A 17,799-nucleotide genomic window follows, 5' to 3' on the forward strand; every position below is an offset into this window, starting at 1 on the left:
CGGTGAGCGGCGACGCGCTGCGCTGGCTGACCGGAGCGGCGATCCTGCTCCTGGTGGCCGCGCTGTTCGTCGCGATGGCGCGCACCTGGCGGACCCGGACCCGCGCGCAGACGGCAGCCGTGCCTCCGGTCCCGGTCCCGACCGGGCTGGGACCGGCGGTCGGGTCGTGGGACGGGTTCACGGTCGCGACGACCCGCGCCGACGCGCCGCTCGAGCGGATCACGGCAGGCGGTCTCGGGTTCCGGGGCCGCGGCGGCGTGACCGTGCACGACACCGGCGTGGTCCTGCACCACGCCGGAGCCGAGGACCGGTGGATCGCCGCGACCGCCGTCCGCGGCGCCGACCGGGCCACCGCGGCCATCGACCGCGTGGTCGAACCCGGGGGACTGGTCCGTCTGCGATGGACGGCGACCGGCGCCGCAGCAGCGACGGACCTCGACACCTACTTCCGGTTCCCGGAGGGCGGCGCAGCAGCACTCGCCGCCCTGCAGGGACTGACGACGACGCACGAACACCCGCACACCGCGGGCGAAGGGACGAACTGATGACACGCGAACGGGCCGTACTGGTCCTCGAGGACGGCACCCGCTACGACGGACGGGCGTACGGCGCCCGAGGCCGATCCCTGGGAGAGGTCGTCTTCGCCACCGGCATGACCGGCTACCAGGAGACGCTGACCGACCCGTCCTACGCCGGACAGATCGTGGTGCAGACCGCGCCGCACATCGGCAACACCGGTGTCAACGACGAGGACCCCGAGTCCCGTCGCATCTGGGTCGCCGGGTACGTGGTGCGCGACCCCAGCCGCGTCGTGTCGAACCACCGCGCGAACGCGACGCTGGACGACCACCTGGTGCGCGACGGCATCGTCGGCATCTCCGGGATCGACACGCGCGCGCTCACCCGCCGGATCCGCGACGCCGGCGCCATGAAGGGCGGCGTGTTCAGCGGCGCCGACGCGGACCTGTCCGCCGAGGAGCAGCTCCGGGCCGTGCGCGAGCAGGCCGCGATGACCGGCGCGAGCTTCTCGTCGATCGTGTCGACCCCGGAGACCTACGTGGTCCCCGCCGTCGGCGAGCAGATCGGCCGGCTCGCCGTGCTCGACCTCGGTGTCAAGGCCTCGACCACCCGCTACCTCGCCGAGCGCGGGTTCGAGGTGCACGTCGTGCCGCAGGACATCACGTCCGAGGCGCTGCAGCAGCTCGACCCGGACGCGCTGTTCTACTCGAACGGCCCGGGTGACCCCGCCGCGAGCGACGCGCAGGTGTCCCTGCTGCAGGAGTCCCTGCGGACCGGCCGCCCGTTCTTCGGCATCTGCTTCGGCAACCAGCTCCTCGGTCGCGCGCTCGGCTTCGGCACGTACAAGCTGCCGTTCGGCCACCGCGGCATCAACCAGCCCGTGCTCGACACCGCCACCGGCAAGGTCGAGATCACGAGCCAGAACCACGGCTTCGCGGTCGACGCGCCCCTGGGCGAGGTGCTCGAGTCGCCGGCCGGGTTCGGGCGGGTCGAGGTCTCGCACTACTCCCTGAACGACGACGTGGTCGAGGGCCTCCGCGCGCTCGACGTGCCCGCGTTCAGCGTGCAGTACCACCCCGAGGCGGCGGCCGGCCCGCACGACTCCATGTACCTGTTCGACCGGTTCGCGGACCTGGTCCGTGCGCGACGCGACGGGGAGCCGCTCGACGCGGCGACCGCCACCGCCACGACCCCCGCAGCCGACCCGACGACCGACGCCGGCGCGTCGGCCGCGCAGAACGAAAGCAGCAACTGATGCCGAAGCGCGCAGACATCAACTCCGTCCTCGTCATCGGCTCGGGCCCGATCGTCATCGGTCAGGCCGCCGAGTTCGACTACTCCGGCACCCAGGCGTGCCGCGTCCTCCGCGCCGAGGGCGTCCGGGTCATCCTCGTCAACCCGAACCCGGCGACGATCATGACCGACCCCGACTTCGCCGACGCGACGTACATCGAGCCGATCACGAGCGCCTCGCTCGAGGAGATCATCAAGATCGAGCGCCCGGACGCGGTCCTGCCGACGCTCGGCGGGCAGACGGCGCTCAACGCGGCGATCAAGCTCGACTCCGAGGGCATCCTCGACAAGTACGACGTCGAGCTCATCGGCGCCAAGGTCGACGCCATCCAGCGCGGCGAGGACCGCCAGCTCTTCAAGGAGCTCGTGCTCGAGTCCGGTGCCGACGTCGCCCGCAGCCACATCGCGCACACGCTGGACGAGGCGAAGGCGTTCGCGCAGGACCTCGGCTACCCGCTCGTCGTCCGGCCGTCCTTCACGATGGGTGGTCTCGGCTCCGGCTTCGCGTACAACGAGGAGGAGCTCGTCCGCTTCGTCGGCGACGGCCTGCAGTCCAGCCCGACCACCGAGGTGCTCCTCGAGGAGTCGATCCTCGGCTGGAAGGAGTACGAGCTCGAGCTCATGCGGGACAACTTCGACAACACGGTCGTGATCTGCTCGATCGAGAACGTCGACCCCGTGGGCGTGCACACGGGCGACTCGATCACCGTCGCCCCGGCGCTGACGCTGACCGACCGCGAGTACCAGAACATGCGGAACATCGGCATCGACATCATCCGTCGCGTCGGTGTCGACACCGGCGGCTGCAACATCCAGTTCGCCGTGGACCCGTCGAACGGGCGCCTGATCGTCATCGAGATGAACCCCCGCGTGTCGCGCTCGTCCGCGCTCGCGTCGAAGGCGACCGGCTTCCCGATCGCGAAGATCGCCGCGAAGCTCGCGATCGGGTACCGCCTCGACGAGATCGAGAACGACATCACCCGTGTGACGCCGGCGAGCTTCGAGCCGACGCTCGACTACGTGGTCGTGAAGACCCCGCGGTTCGCGTTCGAGAAGTTCCCGGCGGCCGACGCCACCCTGACCACCACCATGAAGAGCGTCGGCGAGGCGATGGCCATCGGCCGCAACTACGCAACGGCGCTGCAGAAGTCCCTGCGGAGCCTCGAGAAGCGCGGGTCGAGCTTCCACTGGGACACCCCGGCGGCCGAGCTCGACAAGGACGCGCTGCTGTCGAAGGCCCAGGTGCCGACCGACGGCCGCATCGTGACCGTGCAGCAGGCCCTGGTCGCCGGCGCCACCGCGGACGAGGTGTTCGAGGCCACGAAGATCGACCCGTGGTTCATCGACCAGATCGTCCTCATCAACGAGGTCGCCGACGAGGTGCGTGCGGCGGAGACGCTCGACGCGGACACCCTGCGCTGGGCGAAGGAGCACGGCTTCAGCGACGCCCAGATCGCGTCCCTGCGCGGCATCTCCGAGCAGGAGGCACGCGACGCCCGTCACGCGCTCGGCATCCGCCCGGTCTTCAAGACGGTGGACACCTGCGCCGGTGAGTTCCCGGCCCTCACGCCGTACCACTACTCGTCGTACGACGCGGAGACCGAGGTCGCCCCGAGCGACCGGAAGAAGGTCGTCATCCTCGGCTCCGGCCCGAACCGCATCGGTCAGGGCGTCGAGTTCGACTACTCGTGCGTGCACGCCTCGTTCGCACTGAGCGACGCCGGCTACGAGACGATCATGATCAACTGCAACCCCGAGACGGTCTCCACCGACTACGACACCTCGGACCGGCTCTACTTCGAGCCGCTCACCACCGAGGACGTCCTCGAGGTCATCGAGGCCGAGGCGGCCTCCGGTGAGCTCGTCGGCGTCGTCGTCCAGCTCGGCGGGCAGACCGCCCTCGGCCTGGCGAAGCCCCTCGAGGCCGCCGGCATCCCGATCCTCGGCACGACCCCGAGCGCGATCGACTCCGCCGAGGAGCGTGGCCAGTTCGCCGCGATCCTCGAGCAGGCCGGGCTGCTCGCACCGCGGAACGGCACGGCCCACGACCTCGCGAGCGCGACCGCGGTCGCCGAGGAGATCGGCTACCCGGTCCTCGTCCGCCCGTCCTTCGTGCTCGGCGGACGCGGCATGGAGATCGTCTACGACCCGGCCGCCCTGGCGGACTACTTCGACCGGATGGCCGACCAGGCGATCATCGGTCCGGACCTGCCGCTGCTGGTCGACCGGTTCCTCGACGACGCGGTGGAGATCGACGTCGACGCGCTCTTCGACGGCGAGCGGCTCTACGTCGGCGGCATCATGGAGCACATCGAGGAGGCCGGCATCCACTCCGGCGACTCGGCCTGCACCCTGCCGCCGGTCGGACTCGGCAAGGCGGAGATCCGCGGCGTGGTCGAGGCCACCGAGAAGATCGCCCGCGGCATCGGCGTGCAGGGCCTGCTGAACGTGCAGTTCGCGATCGGTGCGGGCGTGCTCTACGTCCTCGAGGCGAACCCGCGCGCCAGCCGCACGGTCCCGTTCGTGTCGAAGGCACTCGGCATCCCGCTCGCCAAGGCGGCCTCCCGCGTGATGACCGGCACCTCGATCGACGCGCTCGTCGCCGAGGGGATGCTGCCGGAGCGGGACGGCTCCTCGGTGCCGCCGCAGGCACCGGTCGCCGTCAAGGAGGCCGTGCTGCCCTTCCGCCGCTTCCGCACCCACGACGGCCAGGTCGTCGACTCGGTGCTCAGCCCCGAGATGCGCTCCACGGGCGAGGTGATGGGCATCGACCGCGACTTCCCGCGGGCGTTCCTCAAGTCGCAGGACGCCGCGTACGGCGGCCTGCCGACGAGCGGCACGGTCTTCGTGAGCGTCGCGGACACCGACAAGCGCCAGGTCGTCCTGCCCGTGCACCGCCTGCAGCAGCTCGGCTTCACGATCACCGCGACCGAGGGGACCGCCGAGGTCCTGCGCCGCAACGGCATCGAGGTCACCCTGGTCGGCAAGTACAGCGAGGGCGGTGAGAGCGTGGTCGACCTGCTCGCCCGCGACGCGGTCGACATCGTCATCAACACGCCCTCCGGCGCCGCCGGTCGTGCGGACGGCTACGAGATCCGTGCGGCCACGGTCGCCGCGGACAAGCCGCTCTTCACGACGATCGCGCAGCTCGGTGCGGCCGTCGCCGCGATCGAGACGATCGGCACCCCGCTCAGCGCCCGCAGCCTGCAGGACTACGCGCTCGAGCGCGCGACCTGGTGAGCGACGGACGGACGGGAGGCCCGGCCTCCTTCGGTGTCCGCCTCGCCGCCGCCGTGGGGGAGCGTTCCCCCCTGTGCGTCGGCATCGACCCCCACGCCGCCACCCTGGCGGCGTGGGGGCTCGGCCGCGACGAGCAGGGCCTCACCGCCTTCGGCGCGACCCTGGTCGACGCGGCCGCCGGCCGCGCCGCGATCGTGAAGCCGCAGATCGCCTTCTTCGAGGCGGCCGGGGTCCCCGGCTACCGCGCGCTCGACGCGACCCTGCGTCGGGCACGCGATGCGGGCCTCCTGGTCGTCGCCGACGTGAAGCGGGGCGACATCGGCTCGACCGGCGACGACTACGCGCTCGCGTGGCTCGACCGCGACGGGCCGTTCCGGGCGGACGCGATGACGGTCTCGCCGTACCTCGGGTACGGGTCCCTCGCCGGCACGGTCGACGTCGCCCGACGGAACGGTGCGGGCGTCTTCGTGCTCGCGGCGACGAGCAACCCGGAGGCGCGCGTGCTCCAGACGGCCGTGCTCGCCGAGGGGCCGCGTGCCGGACGGTCCGTCGCTGCCGGTATCGTCCTTGCTGTGGCAGACGACAACCGGACCGGCGGCGAGCAGCCGCTCGGGGACGTCGGGCTCGTGCTCGGCGCCACCCTCGACCTCGACGACTTCGGCATCGACGCGGGCGCCATCGGCAACGCGCCGGTGCTCGCCCCGGGCTTCGGTGCCCAGGGTGCCCGGATCGAGGACCTGCGCGCCCGGTACGGTGCGCGGGCCGAGCAGGTCCTGGTGAACGAGTCGCGCGGGTTGCTGACCGACGGCCCGGACGGGGTCGCCGCGCTGGTGCAGGACCGCGTGGACCGCATCCACGCCGCACTCGGGGCCGCCGCGTGACGGACCAGACGCCCACGGACCAGACGCCCGGCTCCGGGACCCCGGACCGCAGCGACCTGCCCGCGCACCGCAACCCGCCGGAGGTCGACCGCGTCGCCGCCGCCCGCGCGGCGGTCGCCGCTCGGCGCGCCCGTGCTGCCGTCAAGGCGCAGGTGGCGTCGGGGGAGCGCAGCGCCCTCGAGGTCGCTCGCGCCGCGTGGTCCGACGCGGACCTGCCCGCCGAGAAGTCGCTGCGCGTGCGCGACCTGCTCACGAGCATGTCCGGGATCGGCCCGGCGCGTGCCGAGGCCGTGATGGGGGAGCTCCGCATCGCCCCGTCGAAGCGGCTCGGCGGGCTCGGCACCCGGCAGCGCTCCGCCCTGGCCGACTGGCTCGCCGCCCGCGGCCGGAAGCGCGGTGCGTCGAAGCTCGTCGTGCTGGCCGGACCGACCGCCGTCGGCAAGGGCACCGTGAGCGCGCACATCCGCGAGCACTTCCCCGACGTGGACCTCAGCGTGTCGGCGACGACCCGGAAGCCCCGCCCGGGCGAGGTCGACGGCGTGCACTACTACTTCGTGGACGACGCCGAGTTCGACCGGATGATCCGGGACCGCGAGCTGCTCGAGTGGGCCGTGGTGCACAACTCCTACCGGTACGGCACGCCACGGCCGCCGATCGACCGCGCGCTCGACGCCGGCGACAAGGTGCTGCTCGAGATCGACCTGCAGGGTGCTCGGCAGGTCCGCGACGCCATGCCCGAGGCCGTGCTCGTGTTCCTGCTGCCGCCGACGTGGGAGGAACTCGTCCGGCGGCTCATCGGTCGCGGGACCGAGTCCGCCGAGGAACAGGCACGCCGACTCGAGACCGCGAAGGTCGAACTGGCCGCGCAGGACGAGTTCGACGTGCGCATCGTGAACTCGGATGTCGGCACCGCGGCACGCGAGGTCGTAGACTTGTTCTCTGCGCCCTGACACGGCGCACCCGCGCGCGCCTCCTCGGCGTCGCGCCCGCGCAGCCCGACCGCGGTCGGGCGGTCCGATCCGGTCGGACCCGCGCCCCACGCACCCGCAGCCGACAGGAGACACCATGGCCAACCCCCAGGGCATCATCGACCCGCCCATCGACGACCTGCTCGCCAAGGTGGAGTCGAAGTACGCGCTCGTCATCTTCGCCTCGAAGCGCGCCCGTCAGATCAACGACTACTACGCCGACCTGCACGAGGGGTCGCTGTTCGACAACGTCGGTCCGCTCGTCGACTCGACGATCGACGACAAGCCGCTGTCCGTTGCTCTGCACGAGATCAACGAGGACAAGCTGACCGTCACCAAGCAGCAGCAGCCCACCGACTGACCCCGGTGAGCGGCACCAACCTGCGCCTCTTCACGTCCGAGTCGGTGACGGAGGGGCACCCCGACAAGATCTGCGACCAGATCTCGGACACGATCCTCGACGCGCTGCTCGCGGTCGACCCGCACGCGCGCGTCGCCGTGGAGACGATGGTCACCACCGGGCTCGTGCACGTCGCGGGCGAGGTCACCACGTCCGGCTACGTCGAGATCCCGAAGCTGGTCCGCGACGTCATCACGGGCATCGGGTACAACTCGTCCGAGGTCTCCTTCGACGGCCGCACCTGCGGTGTCGAGGTGTCGATCGGTGCGCAGTCGCCGGACATCGCCCAGGGCGTCGACGAGTCGCTCGACAGCCGGTCCGGCGCGGGCATCGACGAGCTCGACCGCCAGGGCGCCGGCGACCAGGGCATCATGTTCGGCTTCGCGACGAACGAGACGCCCGAGTACATGCCCGTCGCGATCTGGCTCGCGCACCGCCTGGCGGAGCGGCTGGCCGAGGTCCGCAAGAGCGGGCAGCTCGACTTCCTCCGCCCGGACGGCAAGACCCAGGTCACCGTCGGCTACGACGGCGTCGTGCCGAAGACCGTCGAGACGGTGGTGCTCTCCACGCAGCACTCGCCCGCGGTCACGCTCGACGAGCTCACCGCGCAGATCACGGAGCACGTCATCCGTCCGGTGCTCGACCTGGTCGACCTCGACTCGTCGCACGTCGACGTGATCGTGAACCCGACCGGTCGCTTCGAGATCGGCGGCCCGCAGGGCGACGCCGGACTCACCGGACGCAAGGTCATCGTCGACACGTACGGCGGGGCCTCCCGCCACGGTGGCGGCGCGTTCAGCGGCAAGGACCCGTCGAAGGTCGACCGCTCGGCCGCCTACGCGCTCCGCTGGGTCGCGAAGAACGCCGTCGCCGCGGGGCTCGCGGACCGGCTCGAGGTCCAGGTCGCCTACGCGATCGGCCGCGCGAAGCCCGTCGGTCTGTACGTCGAGTCGTTCGGCACCGGACACGTCGACGACGCCACGATCGAGGCCGCCATCACCGAGGTGTTCGACCTGCGTCCCGCCGCGATCATCCGCGACCTCGACCTGCTCAAGCCCCGGTACGCCCAGACCGCGGCGTACGGCCACTTCGGCCGCGAGCTGCCGGGCTTCACCTGGGAGCAGCTCGACCGCGTCGAGGAGCTCCGCGCCGCAGCAGGACTCGTCACCGCCGCCGTCTAGGCGCCGTGTGACCACCGTCGCGCGCGTCGTCCTCGACTCGCCGCTCCCGCAGTTGGACCGTCTGTTCGACTACCGGGTGCCGGCCGAGCTCGAGGACGACTGCGTGCCGGGGGTCCGGGTCAAGGTGCCGCTGCGCACCGGCGCCCGGATGTCCGACGCGTACGTCGTCGAGGTCGTCTCCGAGGGAGACTGGCCGGGGGAGCTCAGTCCCGTCGAACAGGTCGTGTCAGCGGTGCCCGTGCTGGCCCCGGAGATCTGGACGCTCGCGCGTGCCGTCGCCGACCGCGCCGCCGGTGTCGCCTCCGACGTGCTCCGGCTCGCCGTGCCGACCCGTCAGGTCCGTGCCGAGAAGGCCTGGCTCGCCCGCGACACCTCGTGGTCACCGCCGGCAGTCGAACCGACCCCGGTGACGGGCTACGCCGAGGGCGTCCTGGAGGCCCTGCTCGCCGACCACGGACGGGCTGCGGTCGACGCCGTGCCCCACCCGGTCGACCTCGGGACCGTCGACGACCCCGTGTGGGTGCCCGGTTGGGCCGCGACGCTCGCACAGGCGGCGTCGCACGTCGTCGCCCGCGAGCAGTCGGCCGTGCTCGCGGTCCCGGACTTCCGCGACGTCACGGACCTCGAACGCGCGCTCCTCGCCGTGCTCCCGCCGGAGCGCGTCGTCCGCTTCGACGCCAAGCAGACGAACGGGCAGCGTGCGAAGGCGCTGCTGCAGGCGCGGACGCACGCCGTCGTGGCGATCGGCAACCGGACCGCGGCGTTCGCACCGGCGTCCGAGCTCGGGCTCGTGGCGATGTGGGACGACGGCGACGCGTCCTTCGTCGAGCCCCGGGCCCCGTACGTGCACACGCGCGACGTCGCCCTCGTGCGGACCGCGCAGTCCGGCGCCGCACTCCTCTTCGTCGCGCACGCCAGGTCGACCGACGTCCAGCGGCTCGTCGAGCTGCACTGGCTCCAGGAGCTCGCGCCGTACCGGGTACCGACGCCGAAGGTGATCCCGACCGCGCAGCAGGCGGGTGCCGAGGGCTTCGCGGCCCAGGCCCGCATCCCCAGCACGGCGTGGCGCGCCGCGCGGGAGGCAAGCCAGCACGGGCCCGTCCTCGTGCAGGTCGCCAACCCGGGCTTCGGCACCGGGCTGGTCTGCGCCGACTGCGGGGAACGCGCGCACTGCCGGGTGTGCGGCGGCCCCCTGGGGAGCCCGCACCGGAACGCGACCCCGCAGTGCCGGTTCTGCGGTGCCCTCGCCGTGGGGTTCCGGTGCCCGACGTGCGGCGGCGGGCGGCTCAAGCCCGTCGGGCAGGGGGCCCAGCGGACCGCCGACGAGCTCGGCCGGGCGTTCCCCGGCACCCGGATCGTGGTGGCGGACGGTTCCCGACCGCTCGACGAGGTCCCCGCCCGCCCCGCGGTCGTCGTCGCCACACGCGGCGCGGAGCCGAGCGCGCCGGGCGGGTACGCGTGCGTACTGCTGCTCGACGGCGAACGGCTCCTGGCCCGCGAGGGCCTCCGGGTGCAGGAGGACGTGCTCCGCTTCTGGACGAACGCCGCTGCCAAGGGCGCACCCGGCGCCGAGGTGTACCTCGTCGGCATCGGCGGCAAGCTCGCCACGGCGATGGCCCTCTGGCGGCTCGACGGGCCGGCGCACGACGAGCTCGTCGACCGACGGGCCCTGCACTTCCCGCCGGCCGTCCGGGTGGCGACGCTCACCGGTACGGACGAGGCGGTGACCGAGGCGGTCGAGGCCCTCGGTGACGCGGTGGTCGGGGCGGTGCTCGGGCCGGTTCCGGTACCCGACGACCCGGTGCCCGGGACGGTCCGTGCGATCGTGCGCTTCGCCTACGCGCACGGGGCCGAGGTCGCGGCGACGCTCAAGGCCGAGGTCATCCGCCGTTCGTCGACGCGCCGGGTTCTCCCGGGCGGCAACCGACGTCGCGCGGCGCCGACCCTGCGCGTGCGACTCGACGACGCCGAGCCGTTCACCGAGGTCTGACCCGCCGCGGACGCGCCCACGCGGACGAGGTGCCACGACGCGCCGGGCGCGCACCGAGCCTCCCGTCCGTCCGGACGGTGTGCCAGGCTGGTCGGTGGTGGCCACGAGCCGCCGACGACCACACCACACGCACGACGGAGTGACGAGGTGACGCCGATGCGGGCGCTCTGGAAGCCGGACGCCGGTCCGGGACTGATCATGACCGACCGGCCGGTGCCGGTCCCGACCGAGGACGAGGTCCTCGTCCGCGTGCTGCGGACCGGGATCTGCGGGACCGACCTGCACATCGAGCGGTGGGACGACTGGGCCGCATCGGCCGTGACCGCGCCGCTCGTGCCCGGCCACGAGTTCTCCGGCGAGGTCGTCGAGGTCGGCGCCGCCGTGCGCGACGTCGCCGTCGGCGACCTCGTGTCCGGCGAGGGGCACGTCGTCTGCGGCACCTGCCGGAACTGTCGCGCCGGGCGTCGGCAGATGTGCATCCGCACGAAGGGCCTCGGCGTGCAGCGCGACGGCGCGTTCGCGGAGTACCTGACGCTGCCGGGCACGAACGTGTGGGTCCACCACGGTCCCGTCGAACCCGAGGTGGGCGCACTCTTCGACCCGCTCGGCAACGCGGTGCACACCGCGCTCGCGTTCCCCCTGGTCGGCGAGGACGTGCTGGTCACCGGGTGCGGACCGATCGGCCTCATGGCGATCGCGGTGGCCCGACACGCCGGTGCGCGGTTCGTCGTCGGGACGGACGTCAGCACGGAGCGGCTGCGCCTCGCGGAGGGCATGGGCGCCGACCTCGGGGTGGACGTGCGTCACGACGGGGCGGCCACGGTCCGTGCGGCTCAGGAGCGGCTCGGCATGCGCGAGGGCTTCGACGTCGGCTTCGAGATGTCCGGCGCCCCGACCGCACTGCCCGCGATGGTCGAGAACATGAACCACGGGGGGCGGATCGCGATGCTCGGGCTGCCGAGCGGCCCGATCGCGGTGGACTGGGCCAAGGTCGTCACGCACATGCTCACGGTGAAGGGCATCTACGGCCGTGAGATGTACGAGACGTGGCAGGCGATGAGCTCGATGCTCGCCACGAGTGCGGTCCTGCGCGAGCGCATCGGCTCGATCGTGTCGGCGTGCCACCCGGCGCGCGACTGGGAGGCAGCGTTCGCCGCGGCGGCGAGCGCGGACGGCGGCAAGGTCGTCATCGACTGGACGGAGACCTGATGTACGGCGCGATCAAGGACCACCTGGCGACGGAGCTCGCCGGGATCGAGGCCGCGGGGCTGACGAAGCGCGAGCGCGGCATCGCCGGTCCGCAGCGGGCGGCGATCGCGGCGGACGGCACCGACCTGCTCAACTTCTGTGCGAACAACTACCTCGGGCTCGCGGACTCGACCGACCTCGTCGACGCGGCGAAGGACGCCCTCGACCGCTGGGGCTACGGGGTGGCGAGCGTGCGGTTCATCTGCGGCACGCAGGACCTGCACCTCGACCTCGAGCGTCGGGTCGCCGGCTTCCTCGGCACCGAGGCCGCGATCCTGTACTCGTCGTGCTTCGACGCGAACGGTGGGCTGTTCGAGGTGCTGCTCGGCCCGGAGGACGCGATCATCTCCGACGAGCTCAACCACGCGTCGATCATCGACGGCATCCGGCTCTCGAAGGCGCAGCGGTTCCGGTACCGCAACCGCGACACGGCCGACCTGGAGGCGCAGCTCGCCGCCGCCTCGTCCGCCCGGTTCCGCGCGGTGGTCACCGACGGCGTCTTCTCCATGGACGGCTCGATCGCGCCGCTCGCCGAGATCTGCGACCTCGCCGAGCGGTACGACGCACTCGTCATCGTCGACGACTCGCACGCCGTCGGGTTCGTCGGCGAGCACGGGCGGGGCACCCCCGAGCTGTGCGGCGTCGCGGACCGCGTCGACGTCTACACCGGCACGTTCGGCAAGGCGCTCGGCGGGGCGTCCGGGGGGTACGTGGCCTCGCGCCGGGAGATCGTCGACCTGCTGCGGCAGCGCTCACGCCCGTACCTGTTCTCGAACTCGCTCGCGCCGGTGATCGCGGCGGGGACCGTCGCGGCGCTCGACCTCGTCGAACGGTCGGACGACGCCCGCGCCCGGCTCGCAGCCAACGCCAGGACGTTCCGGACGCTCATGTCGGACGCGGGCTTCGAGCTGCTGCCGGGGGAGCACCCGATCGTGCCCGTGATGTTCCACGAGGCCGGCCGTACCGCGCGGATCGCGGACGAGATGCAGGCGCGGGGCGTCTACGTGACGGCGTTCAGCTACCCGGTGGTGCCGCAGGGGAGAGCCCGGATCCGGGTGCAGCTCTCCGCGGCGCACACCGAGGAGCAGGTGCGCCGCTGCGTGGACGCCTTCGTCGGGGCCCGCGCCGCCGTCGACGCCTGACGACCTCCCGCGGAACGCAACGACGGCGGCCGCTCGCAGGGGAGTACCGCTGCGAGGAGCCGCCGACGTTGCGTCCAGCGGGTTCGGCCCCGGGTCAGGCGCCGACCGGACGGCGGCGCTCCCGCGGGAAGACGACGCCGAGCGCGACCATGCCGATCGCGAGCACCAGGTGCAGCCAGTTGTCCGCCCAGTTGAGCGGGACGAAGTTCGCGCCGGACATCGTGCCCGCCGTGAACAGGCCGTAGACCCACAGCACGAAGTAGACGACGCCGCCGATCACGAGGTACATCCGCGACCCCGTCGCCCGGTTCGCCGCGAGGAGGCCGACGACGCCGAACAGCAGGTGCACGATGTTGTGCAGGACCGACACCTGGAAGATCCCGAGCAGCATCGCCATCGAGTGGTGCCCGGCACCGCCGAGGTCGCCGGAGGTCAGCCCCGGCACGAACCCGGCGATCCCGACGAGCAGGAACACGATGCCGACGACGAGCGCGACCTTCTGGATCGACGAGCCGGCGTAGCGGTTGGTGGAGGTGGTGACGTCACTCATGGTCCGGACGTTACCCAGCCCGCTCGCAGTCCGTTCCCGGCCGGCAGCGTCCCGCGCGCGTCGGACACCGTCGGCCGTGGGACGATGGACCCCATGCGTCTCGTCGTCGCCGGCAGCCCCGCTGCGGCCGTCCCCACCCTCCGACGTCTCGCCGCCTCCGACCACGAGATCGCGGCCGTCCTCACCCGACCCCCGACACCCCAGGGTCGGAAGCGTGTCCTCACGCCGACCCCGGTGGCGCAGGTCGCCGAGGAGCTCGGACTGCCCGTCATCGAGGCCACCCGGGTGGACGACGCCGTCACCGCGCAGCTGGTCGAACTGCAGGCCGACCTCGGCGTCATCGTCGCGTACGGTGCGCTCCTCCGTCGTCCCGCCCTGGACGCTCCACGTCTCGGCTGGGTCAACCTGCACTTCTCCGAGCTGCCGGCGTACCGCGGCGCCGCACCCGTCCAGCGTGCCGTGATGGCGGGCGACACCCGGACCGCCGCGACCGTCTTCCAGCTCGTCGAGGCGCTCGACGCCGGTCCCGTGTACGCCGCCGACCCGTTCACGATCGACCCGGACGCCACCAGCGGCGACGTCCTCGCCGCGATGGCCGAGACCGGAGCGGACACCGTCCTGCGGGTGGTCGACGCCCTGGCCGACGGCAGCGCGGTCGCCACCGAGCAGTCCGGGACGGTGACCCTCGCCCCGAAGCCGACCGCCGACGACGCGCACGTCGCCTTCACGGAGCCGGCCGTGGCCGTCCGTGCCCGCGTCCGCGGTGTGACGCCCGAGCCCGGCGCGTTCGCCCACCTCGGCGAGACGCGGGTGAAGCTGCTCCGCAGCGCGCTCCTGCCGGGAGGCGCGGCCTCCTCCGCCCCGCACCTCGCGCCCGGTGCGCTCGCACTGGTCGACGGACGACTCCTCGTCGGCACGGCCGACGTCCCGCTCGTGCTCACCGAGGTCCAGCCCGCCGGCAAGAAGGCGATGGACGGCGCCGCGTGGGCACGCGGCCTCGGCTCGCTCGAGGGCGTGGTGCTCTCGTGAGCGCGGCGCAGCAGTCCTCCCGGCAGTCGCGCGGCGACCGACGCCCCCGTCCGACCAGCGCCAGGCGGGTCGCGTTCGACGTGCTCCGCGCGGTGCAGGTCGACGACGCCTACGCCAACCTGCTCCTGCCCACGCGCATCCGTCGCGCCGGTCTGTCCGCCCGCGACGCCGCCTTCGCCACCGAGCTCACCTACGGGTCGATCCGCATGCTCGGCCGCTACGACGCGATCGTCGGGGTCGCATCCGGTCGCCGGGTCGACAACATCGAGTCCGACGTGCTCGACGTGATGCGCCTCGGCGTGCACCAGCTGCTCGGCATGCGCACACCAACGCACGCGGCGGTCTCGGCGACCGTGGAGCTCGCACGCGAGGTCGGCGCCCGCCGGGCCACCGGCTTCGTCAACGCGGTCCTGCGCAAGGTCGCCGCGAAGACCGACGACGAGTGGGACGCCCTGGTCACCGAGGGTCGGAGCGGCGACGCGCTGCTGGCCACCCGCTGGTCGCACCCGTCGTGGGTGGTCGCCGCACTCCGTGACGCCCTGGCGGCCGAGCGGTCGCGGGACGAGCTCGCCGCCCTGCTCGCGGCCGACAACGTCGCGCCCCGCGTGCAGCTCGTCGCGCTGCCCGGGCTCGCCACCGACGAGGACGTCCGCACCGCGACGGCGACCGCTGCCGAGGACGGATCCGGAGCGGACGGCGGGGCCGAAGCCGACGGCGGGGACGGAGCCGACGGCGGGTACGGAGCCGACGAGCAGCCCCGCACCGACGACGGAGCCGGAGCCGACGACGAGACCGGCACCGCGCCTCCCGGCCGGGTCGCCGGGGCCGACGCCGGCCCGGTGTCCCCGGTCGGCATCCGCGGGACGACCGGCGACCCCGCACGGGTCCCCGGTGTCGCCGCCGGTCGGCTCCGGGTGCAGGACGAGGGGTCGCAGCTCGCGGCCCTCGCCCTCACGCGGTCGTCCGCCGTCCGTCCGGGGGAGCGGTGGCTCGACATGTGCGCCGGGCCCGGGGGCAAGGCCGCGCTCCTCGCCGCCGAGGCCGCCCAGGGCGGAGCGTCCCTGGTCGCCAACGAGCTCGTGCCCGCCCGCGCCGGACTCGTGCGCAAGGCCCTGTCCACCGTGGCGGGTGACGACACCGTCACGGTCGTCGAGGGCGACGGACGGCGCTTCGGCAAGCCGGGCGACGAGCTGTTCGACCGGATCCTGCTCGATGCTCCGTGCACGGGCCTCGGCGCGCTCCGTCGGCGTCCCGAGGCGCGGTGGCGCAAGCAGCCCGAGGACGTCCCCGAGCTCGCGGCGCTGCAGGCCGAGCTGCTCGACGCGGCGGTCCGTGCACTCGCACCGGGTGGCACGCTCGCGTACGTCACGTGCTCGCCGCACCTGGCCGAGACGCGCGGGCAGGTCGACGCGCTGCTCGAGCGGCACGGCGACGTGCTCGAGCAGCTCGACACCGCCGGCGTGGTCCGGTCGGTGGCGGCCCGGGACCCGCAGGTCGCCGACGGTCCGACGGCGCAGCTCTGGCCGCACCGGACCGGAACCGACGCGATGTTCGTCGCGCTCTTCCGCCGTCGCCCCTGACCCCTTCCGCAACACGCAACGTCGGCGTCTGCTCGCGGGTTGTCGGCCCAGGAACGATCTGATATGTTGGAGGAACACGACCGGTTCCGCCTGCGAGAGCAGGTCCAGGGCCGGTCCTCTTCGTTCTCGGCCCGGGGGAGGCCTGCTGTGGAACCCAAGCCGTTCCGGCCGTACCGAGAGCAGGTGGCACTCCTGCGAGGACGTGGGATGCACGTGCCCGACGAGGACGCCGCCGTCCGCGAACTGCGCCTCGTCAACTACTACCGGCTGAGTGGCTACTGGTACGCGTTCCGCGAGACCACGGGCGGTGCGCGGGGTGATCGCTTCCGCCCGGGGACCCACCTCGAGGACGTCCTCGCGCTCCACCGTTTCGACGAGCGTCTGCGGACGACGGTGTTCGACGCCCTCGCTCCGGTCGAGCTCGCACTGAGAGCCGCGCTGGGGCACGCACTCGGGCGGCTCCACCCGAGCGCCCATCTGCGTCCCGATCTGCTCGGTCCGCTGGCACGCGCCGGCGACGGCCACCGCAACTGGCTGGAGCGGCACCGCGGTGAGGTCGCCAGGAGCCGGGAGGAGTTCGTCGAGCACCACCGGTCCGGGTACGGGGGAGTCCTGCCGGTGTGGGCCGCGGTCGAGGTGATGGACTGGGGGACGGTCTCGAGGCTGCTCGGCTTCGCGCCGCCGAGCGTCCAGACCGAGGTGAGCGGACGGTTCGGTCTCCGAGCACCGCAGCTGACCTCGTGGTTGCGCGCGCTCAACGTGGTGCGCAACGCATGTGCCCACCACGGACGCCTGTTCAACCGCGCGTACGCCATCCGACCGAAGCTGCCCCCGGTCGGCGCCGACCCTTCGTTGGACACCGCACGCGCATCGATGAACCGCACGTACGGGCAGCTCACCCTGGTGCAGTACCTCCGTGTCCGGAGCGGACTGGGGACCGCGACGCAGCTCACCGGTGTCCTGCGCGAGTTCCCGACCGTGCCGCTCGTCCCGTTCTCCGACACGGGAGCCCCGCTGGAGTGGGAGACCGCCGTCTGGACGGGCAGCGGCGCTCGGTAGGGTTGCCGGGTGACGATCCGCATCTCGCCGAGCATCCTGTCCGCCGACTTCGCCAACCTCGAGCGGGAGCTGCACCGCATCGAGAGCGCCGACATGGTGCACGTCGACGTGATGGACAACCACTTCGTGCCGAACCTCACCCTGGGCCTGCCGATCGTGCAGCGCCTGCAGGACGTCTCGCCGGTGCCGCTCGACGTGCACCTCATGATCACCGACGCCGACACCCAGGCGCCGAAGTACGCCGAGACCGGCGCCTCGAGCGTCACGTTCCACCTCGAGGCCGCCGACGACCCGGTGGCGACCGCCGCGGCGATCCGGTCGAACGGTGCCCGCGCCGCCGTCGCCGTGAAGCCCGGCACCCCGATCACGCAGGTGCTCCACCACCTCGACGCGTACGACATGATCCTGCTCATGACCGTCGAGCCCGGGTTCGGCGGGCAGTCGTTCATGCCCTCGGTCATGCCGAAGCTCGCCGACGCCCGTGCCGCGGTCGACGCCTCGGGGCTCGACGTCTGGCTCGAAGTCGACGGCGGCATCGCGGTCGACACCGTGCCCGAGGCGGTCCGCAGCGGCGCCGACACGCTCGTCGCCGGATCCGCCGTCTACGGCGGTGAGCCCGCGCAGCGCATCGCCGACCTGCGCGAGGCGGCTGCGGCGGCACGCGCGTGACCGCCCAGGTGGGCGGCGCGTCGGGGGCGACCGGCGCCTCCCGTCCGGAC

General features: G+C 73.0%; 15 protein-coding genes. 14 read left to right on the forward strand and 1 reads right to left on the reverse strand.

The window, feature by feature from the left end:
* The first annotated feature begins 2 nt into the window (after positions 1–2).
* The 10 genes from M3677_RS03055 to M3677_RS03100 all read left to right on the forward strand — a co-directional run bounded on the left by M3677_RS03055 (position 3) and on the right by M3677_RS03100 (position 12,862).
* A complete protein-coding gene (locus tag M3677_RS03055; RefSeq protein WP_251155037.1) occupies positions 3–545 on the forward strand; it encodes a hypothetical protein in 543 nt (180 codons plus the stop codon).
* A complete protein-coding gene (gene carA / locus M3677_RS03060; protein ID WP_209682459.1) occupies positions 545–1,774 on the forward strand; it encodes a glutamine-hydrolyzing carbamoyl-phosphate synthase small subunit in 1,230 nt (409 codons plus the stop codon). The genes M3677_RS03055 and carA overlap by 1 nt, the downstream gene beginning before the upstream one ends.
* Positions 1,774–5,052, forward strand: a complete 3,279-nt coding sequence (gene carB / locus M3677_RS03065) for a carbamoyl-phosphate synthase large subunit (protein WP_251155036.1) — start codon at positions 1,774–1,776, stop codon at positions 5,050–5,052. The genes carA and carB overlap by 1 nt, the downstream gene beginning before the upstream one ends.
* The gene (gene pyrF / locus M3677_RS03070; protein WP_081984888.1) at positions 5,049–5,933 is read left to right on the forward strand and encodes an orotidine-5'-phosphate decarboxylase; all 885 of its coding nucleotides are present in this window, start codon (positions 5,049–5,051) and stop codon (positions 5,931–5,933) included. Before carB ends, pyrF begins: the two co-directional genes overlap by 4 nt.
* A gap of 56 nt (positions 5,934–5,989) precedes the next feature.
* Positions 5,990–6,883 (forward strand): guanylate kinase, encoded by an 894-nt coding sequence (gene gmk / locus M3677_RS03075; RefSeq protein WP_066658295.1) that lies wholly within the window; start codon positions 5,990–5,992, stop codon positions 6,881–6,883.
* A 115-nt stretch (positions 6,884–6,998) separates the two neighbouring features.
* Positions 6,999–7,262 carry a DNA-directed RNA polymerase subunit omega gene (rpoZ, locus tag M3677_RS03080; RefSeq protein WP_022906709.1) on the forward strand — a complete coding sequence of 88 codons (264 nt, stop codon included), beginning with the start codon at positions 6,999–7,001 and terminating at the stop codon, positions 7,260–7,262.
* Between the two features lie 5 nt (positions 7,263–7,267).
* On the forward strand, positions 7,268–8,482 hold the full coding sequence (gene metK / locus M3677_RS03085) for a methionine adenosyltransferase (protein ID WP_066654523.1): 1,215 nt from the start codon (positions 7,268–7,270) through the stop codon (positions 8,480–8,482).
* A 7-nt stretch (positions 8,483–8,489) separates the two neighbouring features.
* Entirely contained in the window at positions 8,490–10,472 is a 1,983-nt protein-coding gene (locus M3677_RS03090; protein ID WP_251159765.1) for a primosomal protein N', read from the forward strand.
* Between the two features lie 156 nt (positions 10,473–10,628).
* On the forward strand, positions 10,629–11,681 hold the full coding sequence (tdh, locus tag M3677_RS03095; protein WP_251159766.1) for an L-threonine 3-dehydrogenase: 1,053 nt from the start codon (positions 10,629–10,631) through the stop codon (positions 11,679–11,681).
* The gene (locus tag M3677_RS03100) at positions 11,681–12,862 is read left to right on the forward strand and encodes a glycine C-acetyltransferase (protein ID WP_066654521.1); all 1,182 of its coding nucleotides are present in this window, start codon (positions 11,681–11,683) and stop codon (positions 12,860–12,862) included. The genes tdh and M3677_RS03100 overlap by 1 nt, the downstream gene beginning before the upstream one ends.
* Positions 12,863–12,956: 94 nt before the next feature.
* Here M3677_RS03100 and M3677_RS03105 read toward each other — a convergent pair whose 3' ends face one another.
* Positions 12,957–13,412 carry a DUF4383 domain-containing protein gene (locus tag M3677_RS03105; protein WP_174234689.1) on the reverse strand — a complete coding sequence of 152 codons (456 nt, stop codon included), beginning with the start codon at positions 13,410–13,412 and terminating at the stop codon, positions 12,957–12,959.
* 93 nt (positions 13,413–13,505) lie between these two features.
* Between M3677_RS03105 and M3677_RS03110 the strand changes: the two genes are divergently transcribed.
* From M3677_RS03110 to rpe, 4 genes are all read left to right on the forward strand, one after another.
* Positions 13,506–14,441: a methionyl-tRNA formyltransferase gene (locus tag M3677_RS03110; protein ID WP_251159767.1), complete on the forward strand. Its 936-nt coding sequence runs from the start codon at positions 13,506–13,508 to the stop codon at positions 14,439–14,441.
* The gene (locus M3677_RS03115; protein WP_251159768.1) at positions 14,438–16,021 is read left to right on the forward strand and encodes an RsmB/NOP family class I SAM-dependent RNA methyltransferase; all 1,584 of its coding nucleotides are present in this window, start codon (positions 14,438–14,440) and stop codon (positions 16,019–16,021) included. Before M3677_RS03110 ends, M3677_RS03115 begins: the two co-directional genes overlap by 4 nt.
* A gap of 207 nt (positions 16,022–16,228) precedes the next feature.
* Positions 16,229–17,080 (forward strand): Abi family protein, encoded by an 852-nt coding sequence (locus tag M3677_RS03120; RefSeq protein ID WP_235426334.1) that lies wholly within the window; start codon positions 16,229–16,231, stop codon positions 17,078–17,080.
* A gap of 9 nt (positions 17,081–17,089) precedes the next feature.
* Entirely contained in the window at positions 17,090–17,749 is a 660-nt protein-coding gene (gene rpe / locus M3677_RS03125) for a ribulose-phosphate 3-epimerase (RefSeq protein ID WP_251155028.1), read from the forward strand.
* Positions 17,750–17,799: the final 50 nt, after the last annotated feature.

Source organism: Curtobacterium sp. P97, assembly GCF_023712445.1.
Lineage (GTDB): Bacteria > Actinomycetota > Actinomycetes > Actinomycetales > Microbacteriaceae > Curtobacterium.

Bases quoted from the DNA above. Each gene is read 5' to 3' on its own strand.
- carB (WP_251155036.1), top strand. From the start codon at position 1,774: ATGCCGAAGCGCGCAGACATCAACTCCGTCCTCGTCATCGGCTCGGGC.
- tdh (WP_251159766.1), top strand. From the start codon at position 10,629: ATGCGGGCGCTCTGGAAGCCGGACGCCGGTCCGGGACTGATCATGACC.
- M3677_RS03100 (WP_066654521.1), top strand. From the start codon at position 11,681: ATGTACGGCGCGATCAAGGACCACCTGGCGACGGAGCTCGCCGGGATC.
- rpoZ (WP_022906709.1), top strand. From the start codon at position 6,999: ATGGCCAACCCCCAGGGCATCATCGACCCGCCCATCGACGACCTGCTC.
- M3677_RS03105 (WP_174234689.1), bottom strand. From the start codon at position 13,412: ATGAGTGACGTCACCACCTCCACCAACCGCTACGCCGGCTCGTCGATC.
- M3677_RS03120 (WP_235426334.1), top strand. From the start codon at position 16,229: ATGCACGTGCCCGACGAGGACGCCGCCGTCCGCGAACTGCGCCTCGTC.
- M3677_RS03110 (WP_251159767.1), top strand. From the start codon at position 13,506: ATGCGTCTCGTCGTCGCCGGCAGCCCCGCTGCGGCCGTCCCCACCCTC.
- carA (WP_209682459.1), top strand. From the start codon at position 545: ATGACACGCGAACGGGCCGTACTGGTCCTCGAGGACGGCACCCGCTAC.